The sequence below is a fragment of the Romboutsia faecis genome (assembly GCF_014323405.1).
GTDB lineage: Bacteria > Bacillota > Clostridia > Peptostreptococcales > Peptostreptococcaceae > Romboutsia_E > Romboutsia_E faecis.
The window spans coordinates 474306-493113 of record NZ_JACRWE010000003.1 but is presented as its reverse complement, the minus strand read 5'-3'; the positions used below and the strand labels follow the sequence as shown (position 1 = coordinate 493113).

The following is an 18808-nucleotide window of genomic DNA, read 5'->3' as shown; positions in this document are numbered from 1 at the left end:
TTGTTATATATTGTGAATTAATTAGTATAAATTAAATTTATACTTTCTTTAAGTTGAAGTTATCTAATTAATAAGATAATATAATTAATAACATAAAACAAATTATATATGGAGATAACAACATGTTTACAATAATGGTAGTAGATGATAATGAACAATTACAAAATGAAATAGGAAATTTACTAATAGCAAACGGATACTCAATCTTAAAACCAAAAGATTTTAATAAAATATCACAAATAGTAAAAGAAAGTAGTCCAGACTTAATTTTATTAGATATAAATTTACCTAATGATGATGGATTTAAGATATGTACAGAGATACGAAGTTTTTCAAATATACCAATAATATTTATAACAAGTAGAAATACAAATATTGATGAACTTATGTCAATCACATTAGGTGGGGATGATTTTATTACAAAACCATATAATACTCAAATACTTTTGGCTAGAATAAATGCTCTTCTTAAAAGAGCTTATCCAAATAACTCTAATATGGATGTAATCGAATATAATGGATTAACGCTAAATATTTTATCTAGCACAATTGAGCATGATCAAAAGAATATAGAGCTTACAAAGAATGAATTAAAGATACTTTATTATCTATTAATAAATAAAGGTAAAATTGTATCCAGAGTAGATATTATGGAGTATTTATGGGATAGTTCCATGTTTGTAAATGATAACACACTTACAGTTAATATAACTAGAATAAGAAATAAAATTGAAGAGATTGGTTTGAAAGATTTTATAAAAACTAAAAGAGGACAAGGTTATATTATATGAGTTTAAAAGATTATTTGAAAAGTAGAGTAGCTATAATATTTTTAAATATTATAGCTTTAATAACGTTATCAGTTTTTCTTTTGAGTGTGGGAAATAAATTTAAAGTTATAATAACTATAGCAATTACATGGATTATTTTTTTATTTGTATATTTTATGTTTGCGTATAGAAAGAGGAGAGCTTATTTTGAAATCATAGAAAAAAGTGTAGCAAGTATTGATAAAAAGTTCTTAATAAGTGAAGTGTTAAAAGAGCCGCCTTTTGTTGAAGCTAAACCTTACTATTATCTATTAAAAAAATCAAGTAAATCAATGAGAGAAGAAATTAACAAAGAAAAATTTAGGCTTAAATATTATAAAGAGTATATAGAACAATGGATTCATGAAGTAAAGACACCCATATCACTTATAAAATTAATTGAAGAAAACAACAGAACAGCGAAATCATCAGAAGTACTTATTCAGTTAGAAGAAATAGATAGATATGTGGAACAAGCTTTGTTTTATGCAAGAAGTGAAGATGTAGACAAAGATTACCTTATAAAAGAAATAAGTTTGCAAAGTTGTGTACATAGTGTCATTACAAGAAATAAGCAAGGATTTATTTTAAATAATATAGATCTTGAAATAAATGATATAGATAAACAGGTATTCTCAGATAGTAAATGGCTTGAATTTATTTTAAATCAGATAATAGTAAATGCTATAAAATATAGACAAAATGAGTGTCCAAAAATTAAGATAGATGCAATTGATATAAAAAATGGTACTAGATTAATTATTGAGGATAACGGAATAGGTATACCAAGCAATGAAATAGATAGAGTATTTGAAAAAGGATTTACAGGAAATATTGGACGAATAAATAGTAAATCTACAGGCATGGGACTATATTTATGCAACAAACTATGTGATAAATTAGGATTATTAATAGACATAGAATCTAAAATAAATAATTATACAAAGGTAATAATAACTTTTCCAAAGGGAAGCTTTTGTAAGTTTTAATTCAGTTAATGTTACGATATTGTCACCTAAAAGTAAGATTAAATCGAATCAAGGAAGTTACTTAGAAGTTAAAATATTATCGAGGTGATAAATATGAAAGAAATATTAAAAATAAATAAAGTAGAAAAATATTATGGTAATAAAGGGAATATAGTTAAGGCCATAGATGATGTAAGCTTTGATGTGAAAAAAAGTGAATTTGTGGGGATAATGGGACCTTCAGGTTCGGGGAAAACAACATTATTAAATATGATAGCAACTATTGATGATGTGAGTTCAGGTAATATTTATTTAGATGGAAAAGATTTAACAGAGATAAATCTCAAGAATATAGCAAAGTTTAGAAGAGAAAATTTAGGATTTATATTCCAGGACTTCAACTTATTAGATACGTTAACTATACATGAAAATATTGCATTGGCACTTACAATTAACAAGACTAAAAAAAGTGAAATAGATGGCAAAGTGTTGGCAGTGGCAAAGGAACTGGGAATAGAGGAGTTACTAGGTAAGTATCCTTATGAAGTATCAGGTGGTCAAAAGCAAAGGACTGCCTGTGCAAGGGCATTGGTAACAAATCCAAAACTAATATTAGCTGATGAACCAACAGGAGCACTTGATTCTAAATCAGCACAAATGTTAATAGAGATGATGGCAAATTTAAATAAAGATTTGGGAGCAACTATTCTGATGGTAACTCATGATTCTTTTACAGCTAGTTATTGTAATAGGATATTATTTATCAAGGATGGAAAGATATTTACAGAGTTAGTGAGAGGTGAAAATACACGTAGACAATTTTTTAATAAAATATTAGATGTGGTAGCATTATTAGGTGGTGATGTTAGAGATGTACGCTAAGTTAGCTAAAAGTAATGCGAAGAAATCCATAAAAGATTATTTAATTTATTTTATAACTATAACAATATGTGTAAGTTTGTTTTATGCAATAACATCACTTTCCAGCTCTAGTTACGAATTTATAACAGAGGAATCTTATAATTTTAGAACTTTACAACTAATATTAAAGTACTCTACTTATGTAATTACAGCAATATTAATTTTACTTATAGCATATGTGAACAAATATATGATAAGACGACGTCAAAGAGAGTTTGCAACATACATACTACTTGGATCAGAACAAAAGAGTATTGCGTTCATGTTTTTTATTGAAACACTTGTAATTGGGACATTGGCAATAATAGCAGGAATCTTTGTGGGAACCTTGTTTTCACAAGTTATCACAGTGTTGGTTTTAGTAAGTGTAAATCAAGAAGTAGTATTTACCTTAAGGTTATATATGGATACAGTGGCCATTACATTTATATTCTTTATATCTATGTTTTGTATAATAGGTTTGTATAATATTTCCGTATTAAATAAAATAAAACTAATAGATATGTTAAATGCAAGTAAACAAGTAGAGTTCCAGTTTAGAAGAAGTGGAAAAGTATACGGTGTAATATTTGCATTATCAATATTATTATATATGGTATGTGGATACTGTACTTTTGAATTAATAAATGCAGAAATTGATTATAGCATAAAATCGCTGACGTATATAGGTGTATCACTAGTAAGTTTTATTATAGGTACTTTTGCACTATTTTACTCTATTTCCTATATTTTAATATATTTAAAGGACAAATGTATTAACTTTAAGTATGAAGGAACAAATTTATTTCTAATAGGGAGTATTGTATCTAAAATAAAGACAGCACCAATATTAATGGCAACAATATCAATGACTTTTTTAGGGGCTATGATAAGTTTTATTATGACACTTGCAATGGCACAGTGGTCATTGGGATATCTAGATATGAGAGTTCCTTATGATATTGATATAAGAAATGACTATAGTTACAACTTTGATATGGAAGATATACCAAAGTTAGATTATGGTGAGGTTGTGCAATATTTGAATGATGAAGGTTATGGTGTAAAAAGTTATTGCCAAGTTGAAAAATATTTTATAGATAAAGATGAGTTTTATACTGGGGATAGGAATAGTTCACCTATGTTAGCAATAAGCTTAAGTGATTTTAACAAATTAAGGACCATGTTAGGTTATGAAAAAATAAATCTTAAAGAAAATGAGTTTACAACACAATGGCATAGTGTGGCTAATGATACTGATATAAGCAATTTCTTAGCAAAGAATAAACATTTAAATGTTAATGGAAAAATTTTTAACATTACTAAAGATTCACATTACAAAGAATCAATCGGGGAAGGAATATATGATTTTTATTCTTATAATATTATTATTTTGCCAGATAAGGTGTGTAAGGATCTTACTCTAGCAGAAACTAATTTTTTGGCTAATCTAAATAATGAAATGAGCTATGAAGATGCAGCGAATTTTGAATATGAATATATTGAAAAATGGTTTAAAGAAAATAACAGGGAATTAATTGAAAAATATAGCAAAGAATTCGATATAACGTCTAGTATTATAGATGGAAGAGTAAAATCATCTGAAACAAATGATATTTTAAATATGACTTTGGCAATGAGAATTCTTGGGGTATATTTATGCATAGTTCTACTTACCATAAGTTTTACAGTGCTTGCCCTTGGACAACTTGCGGATTCTATTGAACATAAGGATAGATTTAACGTTCTTAGAAAGTTAGGCGTTGAGGAAAAGTATATAAATAAGATAGTATTAAAGCAAATATCAATATATTTTGTAGTACCTGTAGCTATTGCACTGGTAGGTGTAGGAATCTTCATATATAACTATTATCTAATGTATCAAGAGGTAATCACTACTTTTATTGGTGGTAAATTATTCATTTTGAGTATTGTTACAGGGATTATTTTAACGATTTGTGTTTATGTGTGCTACTTTGTTGGAACGTATTATACTTTTAAGAGAAATATAAAAGAATTTATATGATTTAATATAATCAAATAATACAATAATAATGTGACAATAATAAAGTAATTTATGGTAAATAAGATAATCATTCACAATTTTAATATAATGCGAATCAAAAAGTAGGAGTTTATACCCTTACTTTTTAGTTTCTAAAATAAGTTATAAAATCAACATTAGTCTAAAACATAGCCTAATTTAAAAAACTCACAAAGGCGTGTGTTTCCTATTAGAGGAATCGCACGCCTATTTATATTTTAAGGTGGTATTTTATGTATTAATCAATATCAACTATATGGCACTTTTAGGTGATGTTATTGTATCCTTTATGCAAGCCGGATTTGCAAGAGCAAAAAATGCATTAAACATAATTATGAAAAAACTAATGAATTTTGCCATTGGAAGTGTTATATTTTGGTTTATTGGATTTAGAATTATATTTGCAGAACTCCATTTATTAGTAAGAGGTGTTGATCTACTTACTCAAGGTTCATATACTGAAATCTTACAATCAGTCGCTCCAAAAGAAGTTTTTTATATTACCTAAGATATAGCTATGGGTAGATTAAGGTAAATTATCTATGATAGATCTATTATTTTTATATAGTTGACAAGTGAACTAATTTAACATACAATAATTAACAAGTAAACTAATTTGAAGAGGTGTTACCATGGAGAATTATACCCTAAGTATGGCTCAAATAGCTAAGGAGATAAAAGATAAAAATCGAAGAATAGTATCTTCATATAAGCTTTCCCCAAATGAAATTGACGTTTTAGTATTTTTAGATATACAAAGTGAACATGATACTGCAAGTGACATTGTAGAATTTTTAGGAATATCAAAATCACTTGTATGTAGGTCTGTCGACTCATTAATAAAAAGGGGTTATATTGAATCTGTTAAAGATGAAAATGATAGAAGAATAACACGTTTGAAACTACTTGAAGAAGCTATGCCCATTGTAAGAACATTAAAAGATGGGCGTGAAAAAATTATCAAAAGGCTTACAGAAGGAATAAGTGAAGAAGAATTAAAAATATTTAATAGTGTATTAGAAAAAATGAAAAGTAATTTTATGAAAGAAGGAGAGGAATAATTATGGCATATTCATTATTAATATATACTATAGCAGGATTAGGAGCTGGTATATCAACAGGGCTTGCAGGTCTATCAGCAGCTGCAATTATTACACCTATGCTTACAACGATTTTAGGATTTAATGCATATGAAGCTATAGGTATAGCTTTAGCTAGTGATGTTTTAGCATCAGCAGTCTCTGCTTATACTTATTACAAAAATAAAAATATAGATATAAGAAATGGTTTAGTTATGCTTGTAACTACTTTAATTTTTACTGCAATTGGTAGTTTTTTAGCCTCACTTGTACCTCAAAAAGCTCTAGGTGATTTTTCTGTATATATGACATTATTATTAGGAATAAAGTTTATAGTAAAACCCGTTATAAAAACAGAAGAAAATACAGAAGTGATTGAAAGCGATGAGTTATCTATAGCATCTGATGTGTTAACTTCAGCAAAAAACATAAAAACTCAAAAGTATATAAAATCAGCAGTTGCAGGATGTGTAGTAGGATTCATATGTGGATTTATAGGTGCTGGTGGTGGAATGATGATGCTAATAATTTTAACTAGCGTACTTGGGTATAGTTTAAAAACAGCAGTAGGAACAAGCGTATTTATTATGTCATTTACTGCATTTACAGGAGCTACTAGTCACATGGTTATTGGAGGATTAGGCGATATAGTTGCACTTATAACTTGTGTGGTAACTACTTTATTAGGAGCTTGGGTAGCATCGAAGTTTGCAAATAAAGCTACTCAAGAAAAACTTAATCGTGTAACAGGTGGAGTTTTAGTAATACTAGGAGCATTAATGTTAAGTATAAAATTCTTTGGATAAAAAAGTACCTAAAAGAAAATTATTATTTTTCTTTTAGGTACTTTTTTATATTTTTATAAATTAATTTACTTAAAATATGGGTACTAATAAAATAATACAATTGATATTAAATATAGGAGATTTTAAATATGAATAAAAAACATAAAATATTAAAGGAATATGAAAATTACTTAAAAAAAATAGAATATAATACTGAAAAGATATTTAATGAAATAAAATCATTAGAAGATATTAATAAATTTCAAAATACTGCTAAATATGAATTAGAAAAGTTACAAAACTTAAGCACAAATTATAAACTCTATGATAGGGACTATGAAGATTATATGATAGCTATGGGTAAATATTCAATAGGACTTACAATGATAAATGATTTTATATTAGATAATGATAAATATATAGCTATAGATGTATTTATGAAGATTCATACTGAATTTGAAGACTTACAATTCAGAAATATAATGAAGGATGCTTATGTGTGGAAATAAAAATATTATAAGTTGTAACCATTTAGATATGGATAATACTGTAAATGTATTATATAATAATCTAAATCGGAGGAGAATTTATGAATATATTTTTAGATTATATAATTTTTATATTAATATTATTGTTTGCTCATATGCTAAGTATTAATACACAAAATATAAGCTCTAAGCAGTATTTTTACGGTGTATATATAAAGCAGATTAATATAGACGAAAATATAGAAAAGGAAATAGATAAGGATTTTAAACTGAAGTTAAATATTTCACTATTAATTGTTATTATAATATATATAATATTTAATTTAATATTCAAGTTGAATATAGGTCTTAACATAATGGTTAGTACAACTATATATTTGGCTTTATATTATATATTTTTAAAAAATGAATATAAAAAAGTTAAGAATATCAAGAATAATTACTTAGTTATAAATGAAGAAAATGTTAAAACGGAAAGAAAAGAAAGAAAATTTTTAAAAGAAGATAATGAGCTAAGAAAAATAAAATTAAAGATAATAAAAAAATTCAAAATACTATTTGGTATATGTATAGTGTTATCGATTTTATCTTTTTTATACGTACTAGTAAATTATAATAGTATGCCAGAAACTATTATTACTCACTGGGGATCAGGAGGAAGGCCAGATGGTTTTGCTAAAAAAAATATAATAGATGTATTTTATACTAACTTTATAGATATATGTATGGTTATCTTACTTGCAGTAATGGGGGTAGGTAGTGTATCAAGTAATACATATATAGATAATAAAAACTTAGAAATAAATAGAAAGAAAGCTATTAAATATTTAAATGGGATTGGATATTCATTTTTTATAATGACTTTGACCATTCAATCTGTTACTACAACAATACCTATTTTTATGGTTAAAGAAAAGAACATACCATTACAACTTACTTTATTTGTATGTATAGCGCCTATATTTATATCAGTAGCTTTAATTTATTTCTATATAATGTTAGGAAGTTTAAAACCAAAGGATAAATCTTTATATGCAGCTGAAAATGATGATGAAAAATGGATTTATGGATTTATATACTACAATGAAGAAGATCCTTGTCTTATGGTAGAAAAAAGATTAGGAGCAGGATGGAGTATGAATATGGCGCATCCATTAGGTAAGGTAATGACATTTATACTATTGTTGACTTTAGCTGGGACTATGATAATATGTTTTATATAAGTTAGCCATATTTGGTTAGCTTTTATTTTTTATTTTGATATAATGAATTTAGGGGGACTTATAGTGCGAAAAGCAAGGAATTTAGTGGTATTTACAATTATATTTCTTATGTTTACATCAATATCTTTTGCTAGAGCAGGAGGAGGTGGAGGTGGATCTGGAGGTGGATCTGGAGGAGGTTCAGGCAGCCATGGTTCAGGTTCTAGATCAGAAAATGTAAATCCTATCTCTGGAGCTATAACAATGATAGTTATGACAACTTCGATGATAATTATACAAAGAACAAATAATATACTTTGCAATGTTAGAGTTATAAGAAAACAAAAGGAATGCAATCGGGTTTTAAAAGAGTTATGTGTAAATGACTTTAATTATGAATTGGATAAAATAAATAAAGATATAGAATCTACTTTTTATATAATGCAAAAGGCTTGGACAGAGATGAATCAAGATATAGCTATAGGATATTCTACTGATAAGCTTTACAATAATCATAAAACTAAACTTGAGTGGATGAAAGTAAGAAATGAAAGAAATGTATTGAAAAAAGTAAAACTATTATCTATTAGAGTTTTTGGGATAGAAATTGATAAAGTAGAAAATAGAAAAGTTATATGGGTAGCTATAAAAGGATCTATGATAGATTATATAGAGAAAGATACAAAAATTATTGAAGGTAATAAAAATATTTCTGCACCATTTATAGAATATTGGAAGTTTAATAATGTGAATGACAGATGGATACTAGATGAAATAAAGCAAAGTGGAAATATTTCAGAATTAGAAGAGATTGGTATAATAGAGGTTTAGTTATATTTAATAAATATCAAAATAAATACTTTATAAATTATAGTTAGTTATGTTATTATATTAGAACATAAAACTTAAGGAGATAACAACTATGGAATGTAGGCCAAATTGTGGCGCATGTTGTATAGCTCCATCTATTACATCTCCTATTCCAAATATGGAAAATGGAAAACCTGCAGGACAAAGATGTGTTCAATTAGATGACAACAACATGTGTAGAATATTTAAAAATCCTAAACGACCGAAAGTATGTGGTGAATTAAAGCCATGTGAAGATATGTGCAAGAATAATAGAGAAGAAGCTTTAAAATATTTAATTGAACTTGAGGAAGCAACAAGTCCTAAAAAATAAAGAAAATAAACCCTGCTAAAATATGTAGGGTTTATTTATTATTAAAATAGTATATTTACTATAAAAACTTACCTCTAAATCCTCCACCTCTAACTTCATTAACATCATTAATACAAACCAAGGATTTGTTATCAATGGAATATACTAAATCCTTAAATTTAGCTATTTCACTAGTTTTTACAATGCAATAGAGAAGTTTCTTTTTATGATGAGTATATGCTCCTTCAGCAGATAAATAAGTAACACCTCTTCCTAATTTAGTCATTATTGAATCTGCAATTTGTGCATCATAATCAGTAACAACAATTATTGATTTCTGACTATTGAAAGAATCTTTTACCACATCCATTGTATGTGAAGCAATATACATTGCAACTAGAGTGTATAATGCTAATTTAAATCCAAAGAAAAATCCACCAACAGCAACAATAAATAAATTTATAGCTAAAAAGGTATTTTTCATCTCTATATTGAATTCTTTTTTTAAGCTAGCAGCTATTATATCTAATCCTCCACAACATGCTCTAGACTTGAATATAATACCCATACCACAACCGTTTAATAACCCACCATATATACATTGAATTATATTGTCATTAAGGTATATGTATCTATATAAATTTTGAGTTACACCTAATGCGAAAGAAAATATAAACATATTAATGAAGCTAATAATTAAAAAATCTTTGTCCAAATATTTTATTCCTATTATAAATATAGGAATATTGATTAAAAAGGTACTTATACCTTGATTTAATCCAAAAAGCTGATATAAAATTACACTTATTCCTGCAACGCCACCACTTAGAAGCTTAGAGGGAGTTAAAAATGCATTGATACCTATAGAGCATAAAAATATGCCAAATATCATTAGCATATATCGAAATATACAATTATCATTTATAAGTACGTTTTTACCTTTTATTCTCATTAATATTCTCCTTTAACAATAAAGTTATAGTATATACTATTAGGATTAAATACGTTATATGAATTATAAATAAATTAAAGTAGTATATTGACATTGATTCTATAGAAGTATATTAGTAAAAAATAAGAGATAATGATTATTTCCTTAAATTGAACTATGATTAAGGTATAAAGAGGAGGGTTATTGATGTATTTGTTAAGAGATAAATGCAAGAATTTTCTTAATGGAAAGAAACGTAGATACTTAATCTTACCCATATATATTTTATATGTTGTTGTTTTTGTTTTAATATTAGGAGTATGTACAGAGAACTTATGGGATGAATTAATTAAATGGGCTCATAAGAATAGTTAATTAAGAAAACTAATATATAAATATAATGATGGATGATATAGTGTATATAATAAGCCATAAATTAGTTTTTTAAGTGATTTAGTGAATTTTGTTGAAATTTTATGATATAATTATTAATCATAATGAAATGGAGACTAAATTTATGGCTACTTATATATGTTCAGATATACATGGAGAATATAATAAGTATATTGAAATGTTATCAAAAATAGAATTTAATGAAAATGATAATCTTTATATAATTGGAGATGTTATAGATAGAAAAGAAGGCGGACTTGAAATTGTAGATCATATTAGACAATATAATAATATACACCTAATAAAAGGAAACCATGAACGTAGATTGGTAGATTTTTATAAAGGTATGTATGATGAATTTCCTATACAAAAAAATCCTTGGTTTAAAGCAGATGGACTTATAACGTATAATAAATTACAAGAAAAAGATGATAAATATATAGAAGAATTGGTGGAGTATCTAGATAAATTACCTACTGTAGTTAATTTAGGTAAATATATTTTAGTCCATGGTGGATTTTATAATTCGGATAGAGACTATACATTAGAAGAAGCACTCAATAATACGTCTGAAGATAAAAGATTATGGAATAGAGAATTCTTTCTTTCTGATATCAAAGTAAAAGATTATACAGTTGTTTTAGGGCATACTCCAACATATACTTTAGGACATGACAAAATAATGCACAAACCAGGAAAGATTCTTATTGATTGTGGATGTTGTTATGGGAAATATTTAGCTTGTCTTAAACTTGATGAGATGAAAGAGTTTTATATTTAATGGGATATATAATTATAATTGATTAAACCTGGGTATTATCCCAGGTTTTTAATTTATTAATATATAGTAATTATATTAAATATCTTCTATAATAGAAGTGTTTGGCTTTTGTATAAATTTGTTTATAAAAATACCTACAATCAATAAGATAGGAAATATGCTAGCAGATATAATTCCAATTTTAATATTATCATTAAAAATACTAGAAACTCTACCAACAACTGTAGGTCCTATAGAACAACCAACATCTCCTGCTAGTGCTAAAAAAGCAAACATAGCTGTTGAACCGCCTTTTATTTTTGAAGAAGATATACTGAAAGTTCCAGGCCAAAGTATACCAACTGATAATCCACATAAGCTGCATCCGATAAGACTTAATATTGGCCAAGGAGATAAAGAGATAATAAGATAACTTAGAAAGCAAAGAACTCCACTATATATCATTGATTTTTCAAGATCAATTTTTTCACCAAATTTACTATAGACAATTCGAGATAATCCCATCATTACAGCAAAAAGCATTGGTCCAGCTAAATCACCGATTGACTTACTAACACCAAGACCTTTTTCAGCAAATGTTGAAGCCCATTGGCTAATAGATTGCTCACTTGCACCAGCGCATATCATTAAGATTACCATAATCCAAAATATTTTTTGAGACAAAAGTTCTTTTATTGTTAATCCATTTTCATCTTCTTCGACTAAATTTGCAATAGGGACCTTCATAAAGAAAAATGTATTAGCTAATGGTACGATAGACCAAATAATTGCAAGTACTTTCCAATTTGAAATTCCAAATACTGCAAAAAATACAGTTGATAATAATACTACGCCTACATGTCCCCAACAGTAGAAAGAATGCAAAAGGCTCATAGCGGTTTCCTTGTTATCTGTAGGACAAGCTTCTACAATTGGACTTATAAGTACTTCAATTAATCCACCGCCAACAGCATAAATCATAACAGAAAGTATTAGTCCTATAAAAGGATCATTAAAAAGTTCTGGTAATACAGTTAATGATATAAGACCTGAAGCTGAGCAGATATGAGCAATAACAACTGAAGTCCTATAACCAATTTTATCAATAAATCCAGCTGATAAAAAATCAATCACTAATTGAAATCCAAAATTGAAAGTAACTAAAAAAGTAATCTTTGAAATTGGAATATTGTAAGATGACTGAAAGGTTAAAAATAATAAAGGTATAAAGTTATTTATTATTGCTTGTACGATATAACCGGTAAAAGATGCATACATAGTATGCTTGTAATTTAATTTCATAATACCCCCCATATGTTTTAGTAAAATATTATACCAATTACCCCCAAGTAGTATTATATATTACTATGTGGTAATTGTGAATTATTATATGAAATTCATATAAATGATCCAGTTTTGTTAACTTATTGACTGATTTTGTATTTTGAATTGAGAATGTATAAAAATTTTATATTATTAAGGAGTAAGTTTAAATGAAAATGAATTAATTGTATATTTAAAATTAAATAAAATAGATTTATTATATATTGTTGAAATAAAATTAATTTATTATTACAATTATTGTGTTAAGGAGGAGTACAACTGGAATATGTTGGATATATAGTAATGATTATTTTTGAAAATATAGTTATTTCGTTATCAATTATAGTTGCATTAGGATTTACTATGATATCAATATTTAAGAAAACTTTAATGTGAAATAGCATTATTTAATAATATACTAATTTGAAAGATACAGTGTATCATAGAAAATTTCAAGTTGAAATTTAGGGGGGATTACATGGTTTGTCCATATTGTAATAAAAATATGGAATCTGGTATTATACATGGAGATAGATACTCTATTAAATGGATACCACAAGGAAAAGATAAGGGTATATTTTTATCACCATTTATTAAAGGGATTAGGCTTTCTGATAAGTCTAGTTCTAATAGTGTAGGGGCTTATTTTTGTAATAGATGTGACAAGATAGTTATAGATTTACAAGAAGATAATATTTAATAAATAATATATAAAAATAGAGCATAGGGGGCTCTATTTTTTATATTATTTTTAAAGTTTTATAAATTTAAGAAATAGTATCTCTAGTTTTTTTTGATTCATAAAGTCTAGAATCAACTAGATTCAAAGCTTCAGTAAGGGTTATATTTTCATTGGAAAGATTGGCAATGCCATAGCTACATGTAATATGAATTTCATTATCTTGATAGATAAAAGAAGTATTTTTTAATATCCTTTTAAAGGAATAGATTTTATCATAAGTATCTTTTTCTGAAATATTTTCAATAACACATATAAACTCGTCACCACCATACCTACAAGCCCATCCACCTATTTTATTTATATATGAATTTATTAAATTCGCAAACTCTTTAATTATATAATCGCCACATAGATGGCCGTAAGTATCATTAATTAGCTTAAATTTATCAATATCTAAAATTATTATGCTAACAGAATAATCTGGTAAGGACAAATGATTAAGGGCAACAGGTAAGTTTTCATTTAAATATCTAAGATTATATATACTTGTTAACTCATCTGTCACGACTAGCATATTTAATTTATTTATTTCATACTTTAATTCTTCTATAGTTTTATCTTTGTAATTAGAGAATAATGTATCATTTGTGACATCTTTTATAAGCTCAAGGATATAAGTTTTATTATTTATATTTAATGGAGCAGCTATTATCATATATAGTTTATCATTTAAACTTTCTAATTTAGAAAATGAACTATTTTCATTCAAAGCTCTCATTGAAATACAGTTAGGGCATGACGCACCACTTTTCCAAAAGTCAAAACACTTATGAGAGCCAAATGCTTTAAGTGTACTTTCAAGTTCTATAACTTTTTTTTCTTGAGGATCGACAATGCGTTGAATCATAAATATATTATCTAATATTTTTATATTATTCTTTGGTAAATTCAAAAATAGCTCACATCCTTTCTCAATTTTTTATTAGATTATTAGATAAGAAGTATTATTTTTATATATTGGAAAATATATCATCTTATTATACTAAAAAAATAAGATAATTATAATAAGTTTATAAAAATTAAAAGAATTGAAATCTAAGTTAGAGTTTGATTTGTATTTTAAACTTAAATATATTCTAAGTATCTTTCATAAAATGTATAAACAATATATAAGTAGTAAAGGTATGAGAGTAATATAAAAGCAAAAACTATTGATAAGCTAGTAGAGATCTATGTAGGTTGTAAAATAGATAAATAATGTATAGGAAATATTAAATTAAAATAATGAAAATTAGTTAATAATCATATACAGCCTTTTTATACAAATAAAAGCTAAAGCAAGTGAATAGAATAAGTTATATGAAAGGTGGGATAGGATGCAAGAAAGAAAGTTAGCATATAAAGATTATATAACGAAAATAAAATCAAAACACCCAAATAATACTAAAGAACAAATGAAATATGCAGAACAAATAATGCCAGGAAATATATATGCAAAATATATTATAAGTTTATTAAGAGAAGCGACTATAGAATCCAATGAAGAAGGAACATTAGAACCAATAACATTTACACCGATACAAATAGAATGTCTACTAAGAGCAATTAATTACATGGTTGATAATCTTAACAATAGTTCACAAGACAACAACTATAACTATATCAAAACAAATCTAAGACCTTTTTTTAATGCACTATATAATGAAGTACAAGAGAAGTTATAAAATAAAGGTAGATAGTTTAAAAACTATCTACCTTTATTAATATGTAATTATGAAATATTACACTTATCTGATTTTTGAAATTTATTTTTATTATGTTTCTTTTCAAAAAAGCTATTTACATAAATCGCAATACTAGTAGAACATATTGATATTATAGCCGATGTAAGTATAGACATCTTAGCAATATTAATAAGAGCTGCATCTCGAATAAAAGCAATCTCTGAGACAAATATAGACATAGTAAAACCGACACCAGCTAGTAAAGAAACTAAAAAAACAGAGTTCCAAGGTATATAAGACGGTTTTTCAGTAATTCCAAATAAACAAGATACATATGAAAATAGCATAATTCCTAATGGTTTACCTATACATAAACCTAGAATAATACCTAAAGATAATGACGTAGCACTAGAAAAATCTAAATTATAGTTAAGTGATACACCAGTATTAGAAAAAGCGAATAATGGAATGATAATCAAACTATTTAAGGGAACCAAAAAACGTTGGAGCCTTTCTAATACGCTTAAATTATATAATCTAGGCTTAGAGGGGATTGCAAGTGTTAAAAGGATACCACTAATAGTAGAGTGTACACCACTTAAATGAATAAAATACCACAAGCAAACACCACCAATAAGATAATATGTAATACTGTCTACTTTAAAAACTGCGTTAGCTAAACATAATACTATCAAGAATAACAAAGCTATAGAAAGATATAATAGATTAATATCTAGAGAATAAATTATACCAATTGCAGCAATAGAGATTAAGTCATCTACGACAGCTAATGATAATAAAAATATCTTTAGAGAAGGGTTTAGTTTATTTCTAAATAATAAAAATAAACCAACAGCAAAAGCTATATCAGTAGATATTGGGATACAAATTCCATTTAAAAAAGGAGTATTTTTATTAAATAGAAAAAATATAATTGCAGGTACAACTACTCCTCCTAAAGAAGCTATAACTGGAAAGGATGCTTTTTTTAAACTTGAAAGATTTCCATATAGTATCTCATGCTTAATTTCAAGTCCAGCCACCAAAAAAAATATTGCCATTAAAAAATCATTTATAAACATATGTAAAGAAAAATTAGGAGTAATATATATCTTATTAAAAATATATTTATAAACACTTCTATAAGGGCTGTTGTATGTAACTAATGCTAATACAGTTGCACATATAAGTAGTACACTGGTAAGTACTTCTAAATGAATTGGTTTTCTATAAGTTCTTAATAAACGCAAAAAATCACCTGCTAACTTTTAAAAATATACTTAATGAAATTTATGATTATAGAGGTGTAATTATGAGGAATTTACAAATAATTAAAATATAGAAAAATATTATTTAAAGAGGTGAAAGAATGAGAAAACGCAAAGTGAAAGAGCCGTATGTTGCTATAACTAAAGCATTTACAGAAAGTAAATCCTTAGAGAAGGCTTTAGATATGCTTCCAATAGATAAGGTAATTGAGAAAGGTGATACAGTAATTATAACTCCTAATTGGGTCAATGATAAGGGGCCAAGAACAGGTGCAGTGGTAGGGCCAAAGACTTTAAAAACTTTAATAGAATATGTGAAATCAAAAGAGGTAGCTAAAATATATATAGCAACAGGTTCAGGTGGCGGTAAAACTTCAGATATAATGACTAAGGTAGGATATGACAAAGTTATAGATGAGGAAAATGTAGAATTTGTTGATTTAAACTATGGACCATATGTTAATTTACAACTAGATCATCATATAATAAAATCAACTCCAATAAATAAGATAATAGATGAAGCAGATGTGATTATATCTTTTACCCAACTTAAAAATCATGAAGAAGCAACTGTAACTGCAAGTATAAAAAATATAGCAATGGGATGGCCACCAGCAGAAGTTCATGGATATCCTAAGAAAAATACAGGCATACATGAAGATTTACATGGGTTTATAAGAGCGTTTGCTAATAAAGTCCCTATAGATTTATCAATAGTAAGTTGTGATAAAGCGATGGTAGGTACAGGCCCTTCGAGTGGAAAAAGCGTAGATACACCAGGCCTTATAATCGCAAGTACAGATCCAGTGGCGGCAGATGCAGTTGGAGCTAGGTTATTAGGATTTTTACCACAAGCTGTAGCTTATTTATATGGATTATACAATGATAAAGTAGGCGAGGCTAGAGTTGAGAAAATGGATATAAAGGGTTTAGATATACAAGAAGCTGAAAAAATATTCAGTAAAGCAGCTTATGATGATAAAAATGTTGTATTGGATAAGGATAAGATAAAAGACATGCATGGGGAATGATTAAAATTATAAATATATAAAATAGCCTATTGCTTAATTATATAAAACAAAGACTTATGATAGTTATTTATTAATATCATAAGTCTTTTTATCTTTTAGTTCTTTTTTTCTTTCTTATCTTCTTACGAATTTTCCTATATTTAGGTTTAGGAATATTTTTAGATATACCTCTATCAAAAATGTCTTCAACAGCTATATTAGTATCTGATTCAAGATTATTTTCTTCACCCTCCTCAAATTGAGATTTACAAAATATACGTGTTTCAGAAGCTAAAGAAACTTGTTCTCCAAGTACAATTAAAAAAGATCCTAATAAACCTAAAACTTCATCATCCTCAATTTCTTGTGAAATAATAGCAGTATAAATAGCTGCCAAAAAGTTGAATTGATTAGCTAGATTGTTGCAATAGTTGCTTATATCGCATGGGTTACAATGTGTATTTGAATTATTTTTTTCGGGCATATTACCTCCATAAGAGTACAAAGATACTAATTTATAATATGAAATATAACTAATAAAAATAACTATATTGAGTTTATTCAAGATTTATTATATAATAGGATATAAAACTATAAGACAGTTCGTAAACCTCCTGTCTCTAAATAAAACTACGGTAACCTGCATTTTAATGAATGTTCTAAATTTGTGCATAACCGTAGATTATCTACGGTTTTTTTATTGTATAAAATAAATAAGCAAATGAAATTCTAATTATACAAGTAAACAATAGGAGGAAACATATGACAAAAAAGACTAGATCAATAGTAATGACTGCAATAGTTGCTGCTTTATATGCAACATTAACGTTAGGTTTGCCATTAATAAGTTATGGGCCAATACAATTTAGATTATCAGAGGTAATGACACTATTGCCTTTATTTAGCAGAAAATATATAGTAGGACTTACACTAGGATGTTTCTTGGCTAATTTATTAGGGCCTTACGGAGTACCAGATATAATATTTGGAACATTAGCAACTTTCATAAGTGTATACTTAGTTTATATAACAGGAAAGTATATAAAAGATAAGACAGGATATATATATATTGCATCTTTATGGCCAGTAATTGTGAATGCTATAATAGTAGCAGTACAATTAAACGTATTCTTCGAAATGCCATTATTTATTACAATGTTAGAAGTAGGATTTGGACAATTTATGGTAATAACTATAATAGGTGTGCCTTTATTTAAAGCTGTTAATAATAAATATGGAAAATATTTAAATAATATGTTTTAATTTAATAATAAGGTAAT

At 26.7% G+C, this 18808-nt stretch carries 22 protein-coding genes; 17 read left to right on the top strand and 5 right to left on the bottom strand.

What is annotated here, in order from left to right:
• Positions 1 to 122 precede the first annotated feature (122 nt).
• The 11 genes from H8923_RS08875 to H8923_RS08825 all read left to right on the top strand — a co-directional run bounded on the left by H8923_RS08875 (position 123) and on the right by H8923_RS08825 (position 9458).
• Entirely contained in the window at positions 123 to 791 is a 669-nt protein-coding gene (locus tag H8923_RS08875) for a response regulator transcription factor (RefSeq protein WP_153971661.1), read from the top strand.
• Positions 788 to 1798: a sensor histidine kinase gene (locus tag H8923_RS08870; protein WP_153971662.1), complete on the top strand. Its 1011-nt coding sequence runs from the start codon at positions 788 to 790 to the stop codon at positions 1796 to 1798. The genes H8923_RS08875 and H8923_RS08870 overlap by 4 nt, the downstream gene beginning before the upstream one ends.
• A 93-nt stretch (positions 1799 to 1891) precedes the next feature.
• Positions 1892 to 2659 (top strand): ABC transporter ATP-binding protein, encoded by a 768-nt coding sequence (locus H8923_RS08865; protein ID WP_153971663.1) that lies wholly within the window; start codon positions 1892 to 1894, stop codon positions 2657 to 2659.
• Positions 2649 to 4703 carry an FtsX-like permease family protein gene (locus H8923_RS08860; RefSeq protein ID WP_153971802.1) on the top strand — a complete coding sequence of 685 codons (2055 nt, stop codon included), beginning with the start codon at positions 2649 to 2651 and terminating at the stop codon, positions 4701 to 4703. The genes H8923_RS08865 and H8923_RS08860 overlap by 11 nt, the downstream gene beginning before the upstream one ends.
• Positions 4704 to 5010: 307 nt before the next feature.
• Complete coding sequence (locus tag H8923_RS08855) at positions 5011 to 5229, top strand: hypothetical protein (protein ID WP_187127888.1); 219 nt, start codon at positions 5011 to 5013, stop codon at positions 5227 to 5229.
• A 124-nt stretch (positions 5230 to 5353) separates the two neighbouring features.
• Entirely contained in the window at positions 5354 to 5782 is a 429-nt protein-coding gene (locus H8923_RS08850; protein WP_153971665.1) for a MarR family winged helix-turn-helix transcriptional regulator, read from the top strand.
• Positions 5783 to 5784: 2 nt separating this feature from the next.
• Positions 5785 to 6606 carry a sulfite exporter TauE/SafE family protein gene (locus H8923_RS08845; protein WP_153971666.1) on the top strand — a complete coding sequence of 274 codons (822 nt, stop codon included), beginning with the start codon at positions 5785 to 5787 and terminating at the stop codon, positions 6604 to 6606.
• A gap of 128 nt (positions 6607 to 6734) precedes the next feature.
• Positions 6735 to 7094, top strand: a complete 360-nt coding sequence (locus tag H8923_RS08840) for a hypothetical protein (RefSeq protein WP_153971667.1) — start codon at positions 6735 to 6737, stop codon at positions 7092 to 7094.
• A gap of 80 nt (positions 7095 to 7174) precedes the next feature.
• The gene (locus H8923_RS08835) at positions 7175 to 8296 is read left to right on the top strand and encodes a DUF1648 domain-containing protein (RefSeq protein WP_153971668.1); all 1122 of its coding nucleotides are present in this window, start codon (positions 7175 to 7177) and stop codon (positions 8294 to 8296) included.
• A 63-nt stretch (positions 8297 to 8359) separates the two neighbouring features.
• Entirely contained in the window at positions 8360 to 9106 is a 747-nt protein-coding gene (locus H8923_RS08830; protein WP_153971669.1) for a Tim44 domain-containing protein, read from the top strand.
• A gap of 91 nt (positions 9107 to 9197) precedes the next feature.
• Complete coding sequence (locus tag H8923_RS08825; RefSeq protein WP_153971670.1) at positions 9198 to 9458, top strand: YkgJ family cysteine cluster protein; 261 nt, start codon at positions 9198 to 9200, stop codon at positions 9456 to 9458.
• A 58-nt stretch (positions 9459 to 9516) separates the two neighbouring features.
• Here the strand turns inward: H8923_RS08825 and H8923_RS08820 are convergent, their stop codons facing one another.
• On the bottom strand, positions 9517 to 10389 hold the full coding sequence (locus H8923_RS08820) for a YitT family protein (RefSeq protein WP_153971671.1): 873 nt from the start codon (positions 10387 to 10389) through the stop codon (positions 9517 to 9519).
• Between the two features lie 186 nt (positions 10390 to 10575).
• Here H8923_RS08820 and H8923_RS08815 point away from each other — a divergent pair, with 186 nt between their 5' ends.
• Positions 10576 to 10743, top strand: a complete 168-nt coding sequence (locus tag H8923_RS08815; RefSeq protein ID WP_153971672.1) for a hypothetical protein — start codon at positions 10576 to 10578, stop codon at positions 10741 to 10743.
• Positions 10744 to 10885: 142 nt separating this feature from the next.
• Positions 10886 to 11542 (top strand): metallophosphoesterase, encoded by a 657-nt coding sequence (locus tag H8923_RS08810; protein ID WP_172976720.1) that lies wholly within the window; start codon positions 10886 to 10888, stop codon positions 11540 to 11542.
• Positions 11543 to 11617: 75 nt separating this feature from the next.
• Here the strand turns inward: H8923_RS08810 and H8923_RS08805 are convergent, their stop codons facing one another.
• Positions 11618 to 12799 (bottom strand): MFS transporter, encoded by a 1182-nt coding sequence (locus H8923_RS08805; RefSeq protein ID WP_330596660.1) that lies wholly within the window; start codon positions 12797 to 12799, stop codon positions 11618 to 11620.
• Positions 12800 to 13322: 523 nt separating this feature from the next.
• On the opposite strand from H8923_RS08805, the gene H8923_RS08800 reads away from it, so the two are divergent.
• Complete coding sequence (locus H8923_RS08800) at positions 13323 to 13544, top strand: PF20097 family protein (RefSeq protein WP_153971675.1); 222 nt, start codon at positions 13323 to 13325, stop codon at positions 13542 to 13544.
• 67 nt (positions 13545 to 13611) lie between these two features.
• On the opposite strand, the gene H8923_RS08795 is transcribed toward H8923_RS08800, so the two are convergent.
• Positions 13612 to 14478: a GGDEF domain-containing protein gene (locus tag H8923_RS08795; protein WP_153971676.1), complete on the bottom strand. Its 867-nt coding sequence runs from the start codon at positions 14476 to 14478 to the stop codon at positions 13612 to 13614.
• Positions 14479 to 14902: 424 nt separating this feature from the next.
• Here H8923_RS08795 and H8923_RS08790 point away from each other — a divergent pair, with 424 nt between their 5' ends.
• On the top strand, positions 14903 to 15250 hold the full coding sequence (locus H8923_RS08790) for a hypothetical protein (RefSeq protein ID WP_153971677.1): 348 nt from the start codon (positions 14903 to 14905) through the stop codon (positions 15248 to 15250).
• A gap of 47 nt (positions 15251 to 15297) precedes the next feature.
• Here H8923_RS08790 and nhaA read toward each other — a convergent pair whose 3' ends face one another.
• Complete coding sequence (gene nhaA, locus H8923_RS08785; RefSeq protein WP_153971678.1) at positions 15298 to 16500, bottom strand: Na+/H+ antiporter NhaA; 1203 nt, start codon at positions 16498 to 16500, stop codon at positions 15298 to 15300.
• A gap of 119 nt (positions 16501 to 16619) precedes the next feature.
• On the opposite strand from nhaA, the gene H8923_RS08780 reads away from it, so the two are divergent.
• Complete coding sequence (locus H8923_RS08780; RefSeq protein WP_153971679.1) at positions 16620 to 17549, top strand: DUF362 domain-containing protein; 930 nt, start codon at positions 16620 to 16622, stop codon at positions 17547 to 17549.
• An 88-nt stretch (positions 17550 to 17637) separates the two neighbouring features.
• On the opposite strand, the gene H8923_RS08775 is transcribed toward H8923_RS08780, so the two are convergent.
• Positions 17638 to 18012 (bottom strand): hypothetical protein, encoded by a 375-nt coding sequence (locus H8923_RS08775; RefSeq protein ID WP_153971680.1) that lies wholly within the window; start codon positions 18010 to 18012, stop codon positions 17638 to 17640.
• Between the two features lie 278 nt (positions 18013 to 18290).
• Here H8923_RS08775 and H8923_RS08770 point away from each other — a divergent pair, with 278 nt between their 5' ends.
• Positions 18291 to 18791 (top strand): QueT transporter family protein, encoded by a 501-nt coding sequence (locus H8923_RS08770; RefSeq protein WP_153971681.1) that lies wholly within the window; start codon positions 18291 to 18293, stop codon positions 18789 to 18791.
• The last annotated feature ends 17 nt before the right edge of the window (positions 18792 to 18808 follow it).

Coding starts and splice junctions, on each gene's coding strand:
- H8923_RS08820 (WP_153971671.1), bottom strand. CDS start 10,389: ATGAGAATAAAAGGTAAAAACGTACTTATAAATGATAATTGTATATTT.
- H8923_RS08810 (WP_172976720.1), top strand. CDS start 10,886: ATGGCTACTTATATATGTTCAGATATACATGGAGAATATAATAAGTAT.
- H8923_RS08800 (WP_153971675.1), top strand. CDS start 13,323: ATGGTTTGTCCATATTGTAATAAAAATATGGAATCTGGTATTATACAT.
- H8923_RS08855 (WP_187127888.1), top strand. CDS start 5,011: ATGCAAGCCGGATTTGCAAGAGCAAAAAATGCATTAAACATAATTATG.
- H8923_RS08815 (WP_153971672.1), top strand. CDS start 10,576: ATGTATTTGTTAAGAGATAAATGCAAGAATTTTCTTAATGGAAAGAAA.
- H8923_RS08875 (WP_153971661.1), top strand. CDS start 123: ATGTTTACAATAATGGTAGTAGATGATAATGAACAATTACAAAATGAA.
- H8923_RS08775 (WP_153971680.1), bottom strand. CDS start 18,012: ATGCCCGAAAAAAATAATTCAAATACACATTGTAACCCATGCGATATA.
- H8923_RS08840 (WP_153971667.1), top strand. CDS start 6,735: ATGAATAAAAAACATAAAATATTAAAGGAATATGAAAATTACTTAAAA.
- H8923_RS08835 (WP_153971668.1), top strand. CDS start 7,175: ATGAATATATTTTTAGATTATATAATTTTTATATTAATATTATTGTTT.
- H8923_RS08805 (WP_330596660.1), bottom strand. CDS start 12,799: ATGTATGCATCTTTTACCGGTTATATCGTACAAGCAATAATAAATAAC.
- H8923_RS08860 (WP_153971802.1), top strand. CDS start 2,649: ATGTACGCTAAGTTAGCTAAAAGTAATGCGAAGAAATCCATAAAAGAT.
- H8923_RS08790 (WP_153971677.1), top strand. CDS start 14,903: ATGCAAGAAAGAAAGTTAGCATATAAAGATTATATAACGAAAATAAAA.
- H8923_RS08780 (WP_153971679.1), top strand. CDS start 16,620: ATGAGAAAACGCAAAGTGAAAGAGCCGTATGTTGCTATAACTAAAGCA.
- H8923_RS08865 (WP_153971663.1), top strand. CDS start 1,892: ATGAAAGAAATATTAAAAATAAATAAAGTAGAAAAATATTATGGTAAT.
- H8923_RS08845 (WP_153971666.1), top strand. CDS start 5,785: ATGGCATATTCATTATTAATATATACTATAGCAGGATTAGGAGCTGGT.
- H8923_RS08850 (WP_153971665.1), top strand. CDS start 5,354: ATGGAGAATTATACCCTAAGTATGGCTCAAATAGCTAAGGAGATAAAA.
- H8923_RS08870 (WP_153971662.1), top strand. CDS start 788: ATGAGTTTAAAAGATTATTTGAAAAGTAGAGTAGCTATAATATTTTTA.
- H8923_RS08825 (WP_153971670.1), top strand. CDS start 9,198: ATGGAATGTAGGCCAAATTGTGGCGCATGTTGTATAGCTCCATCTATT.
- H8923_RS08770 (WP_153971681.1), top strand. CDS start 18,291: ATGACAAAAAAGACTAGATCAATAGTAATGACTGCAATAGTTGCTGCT.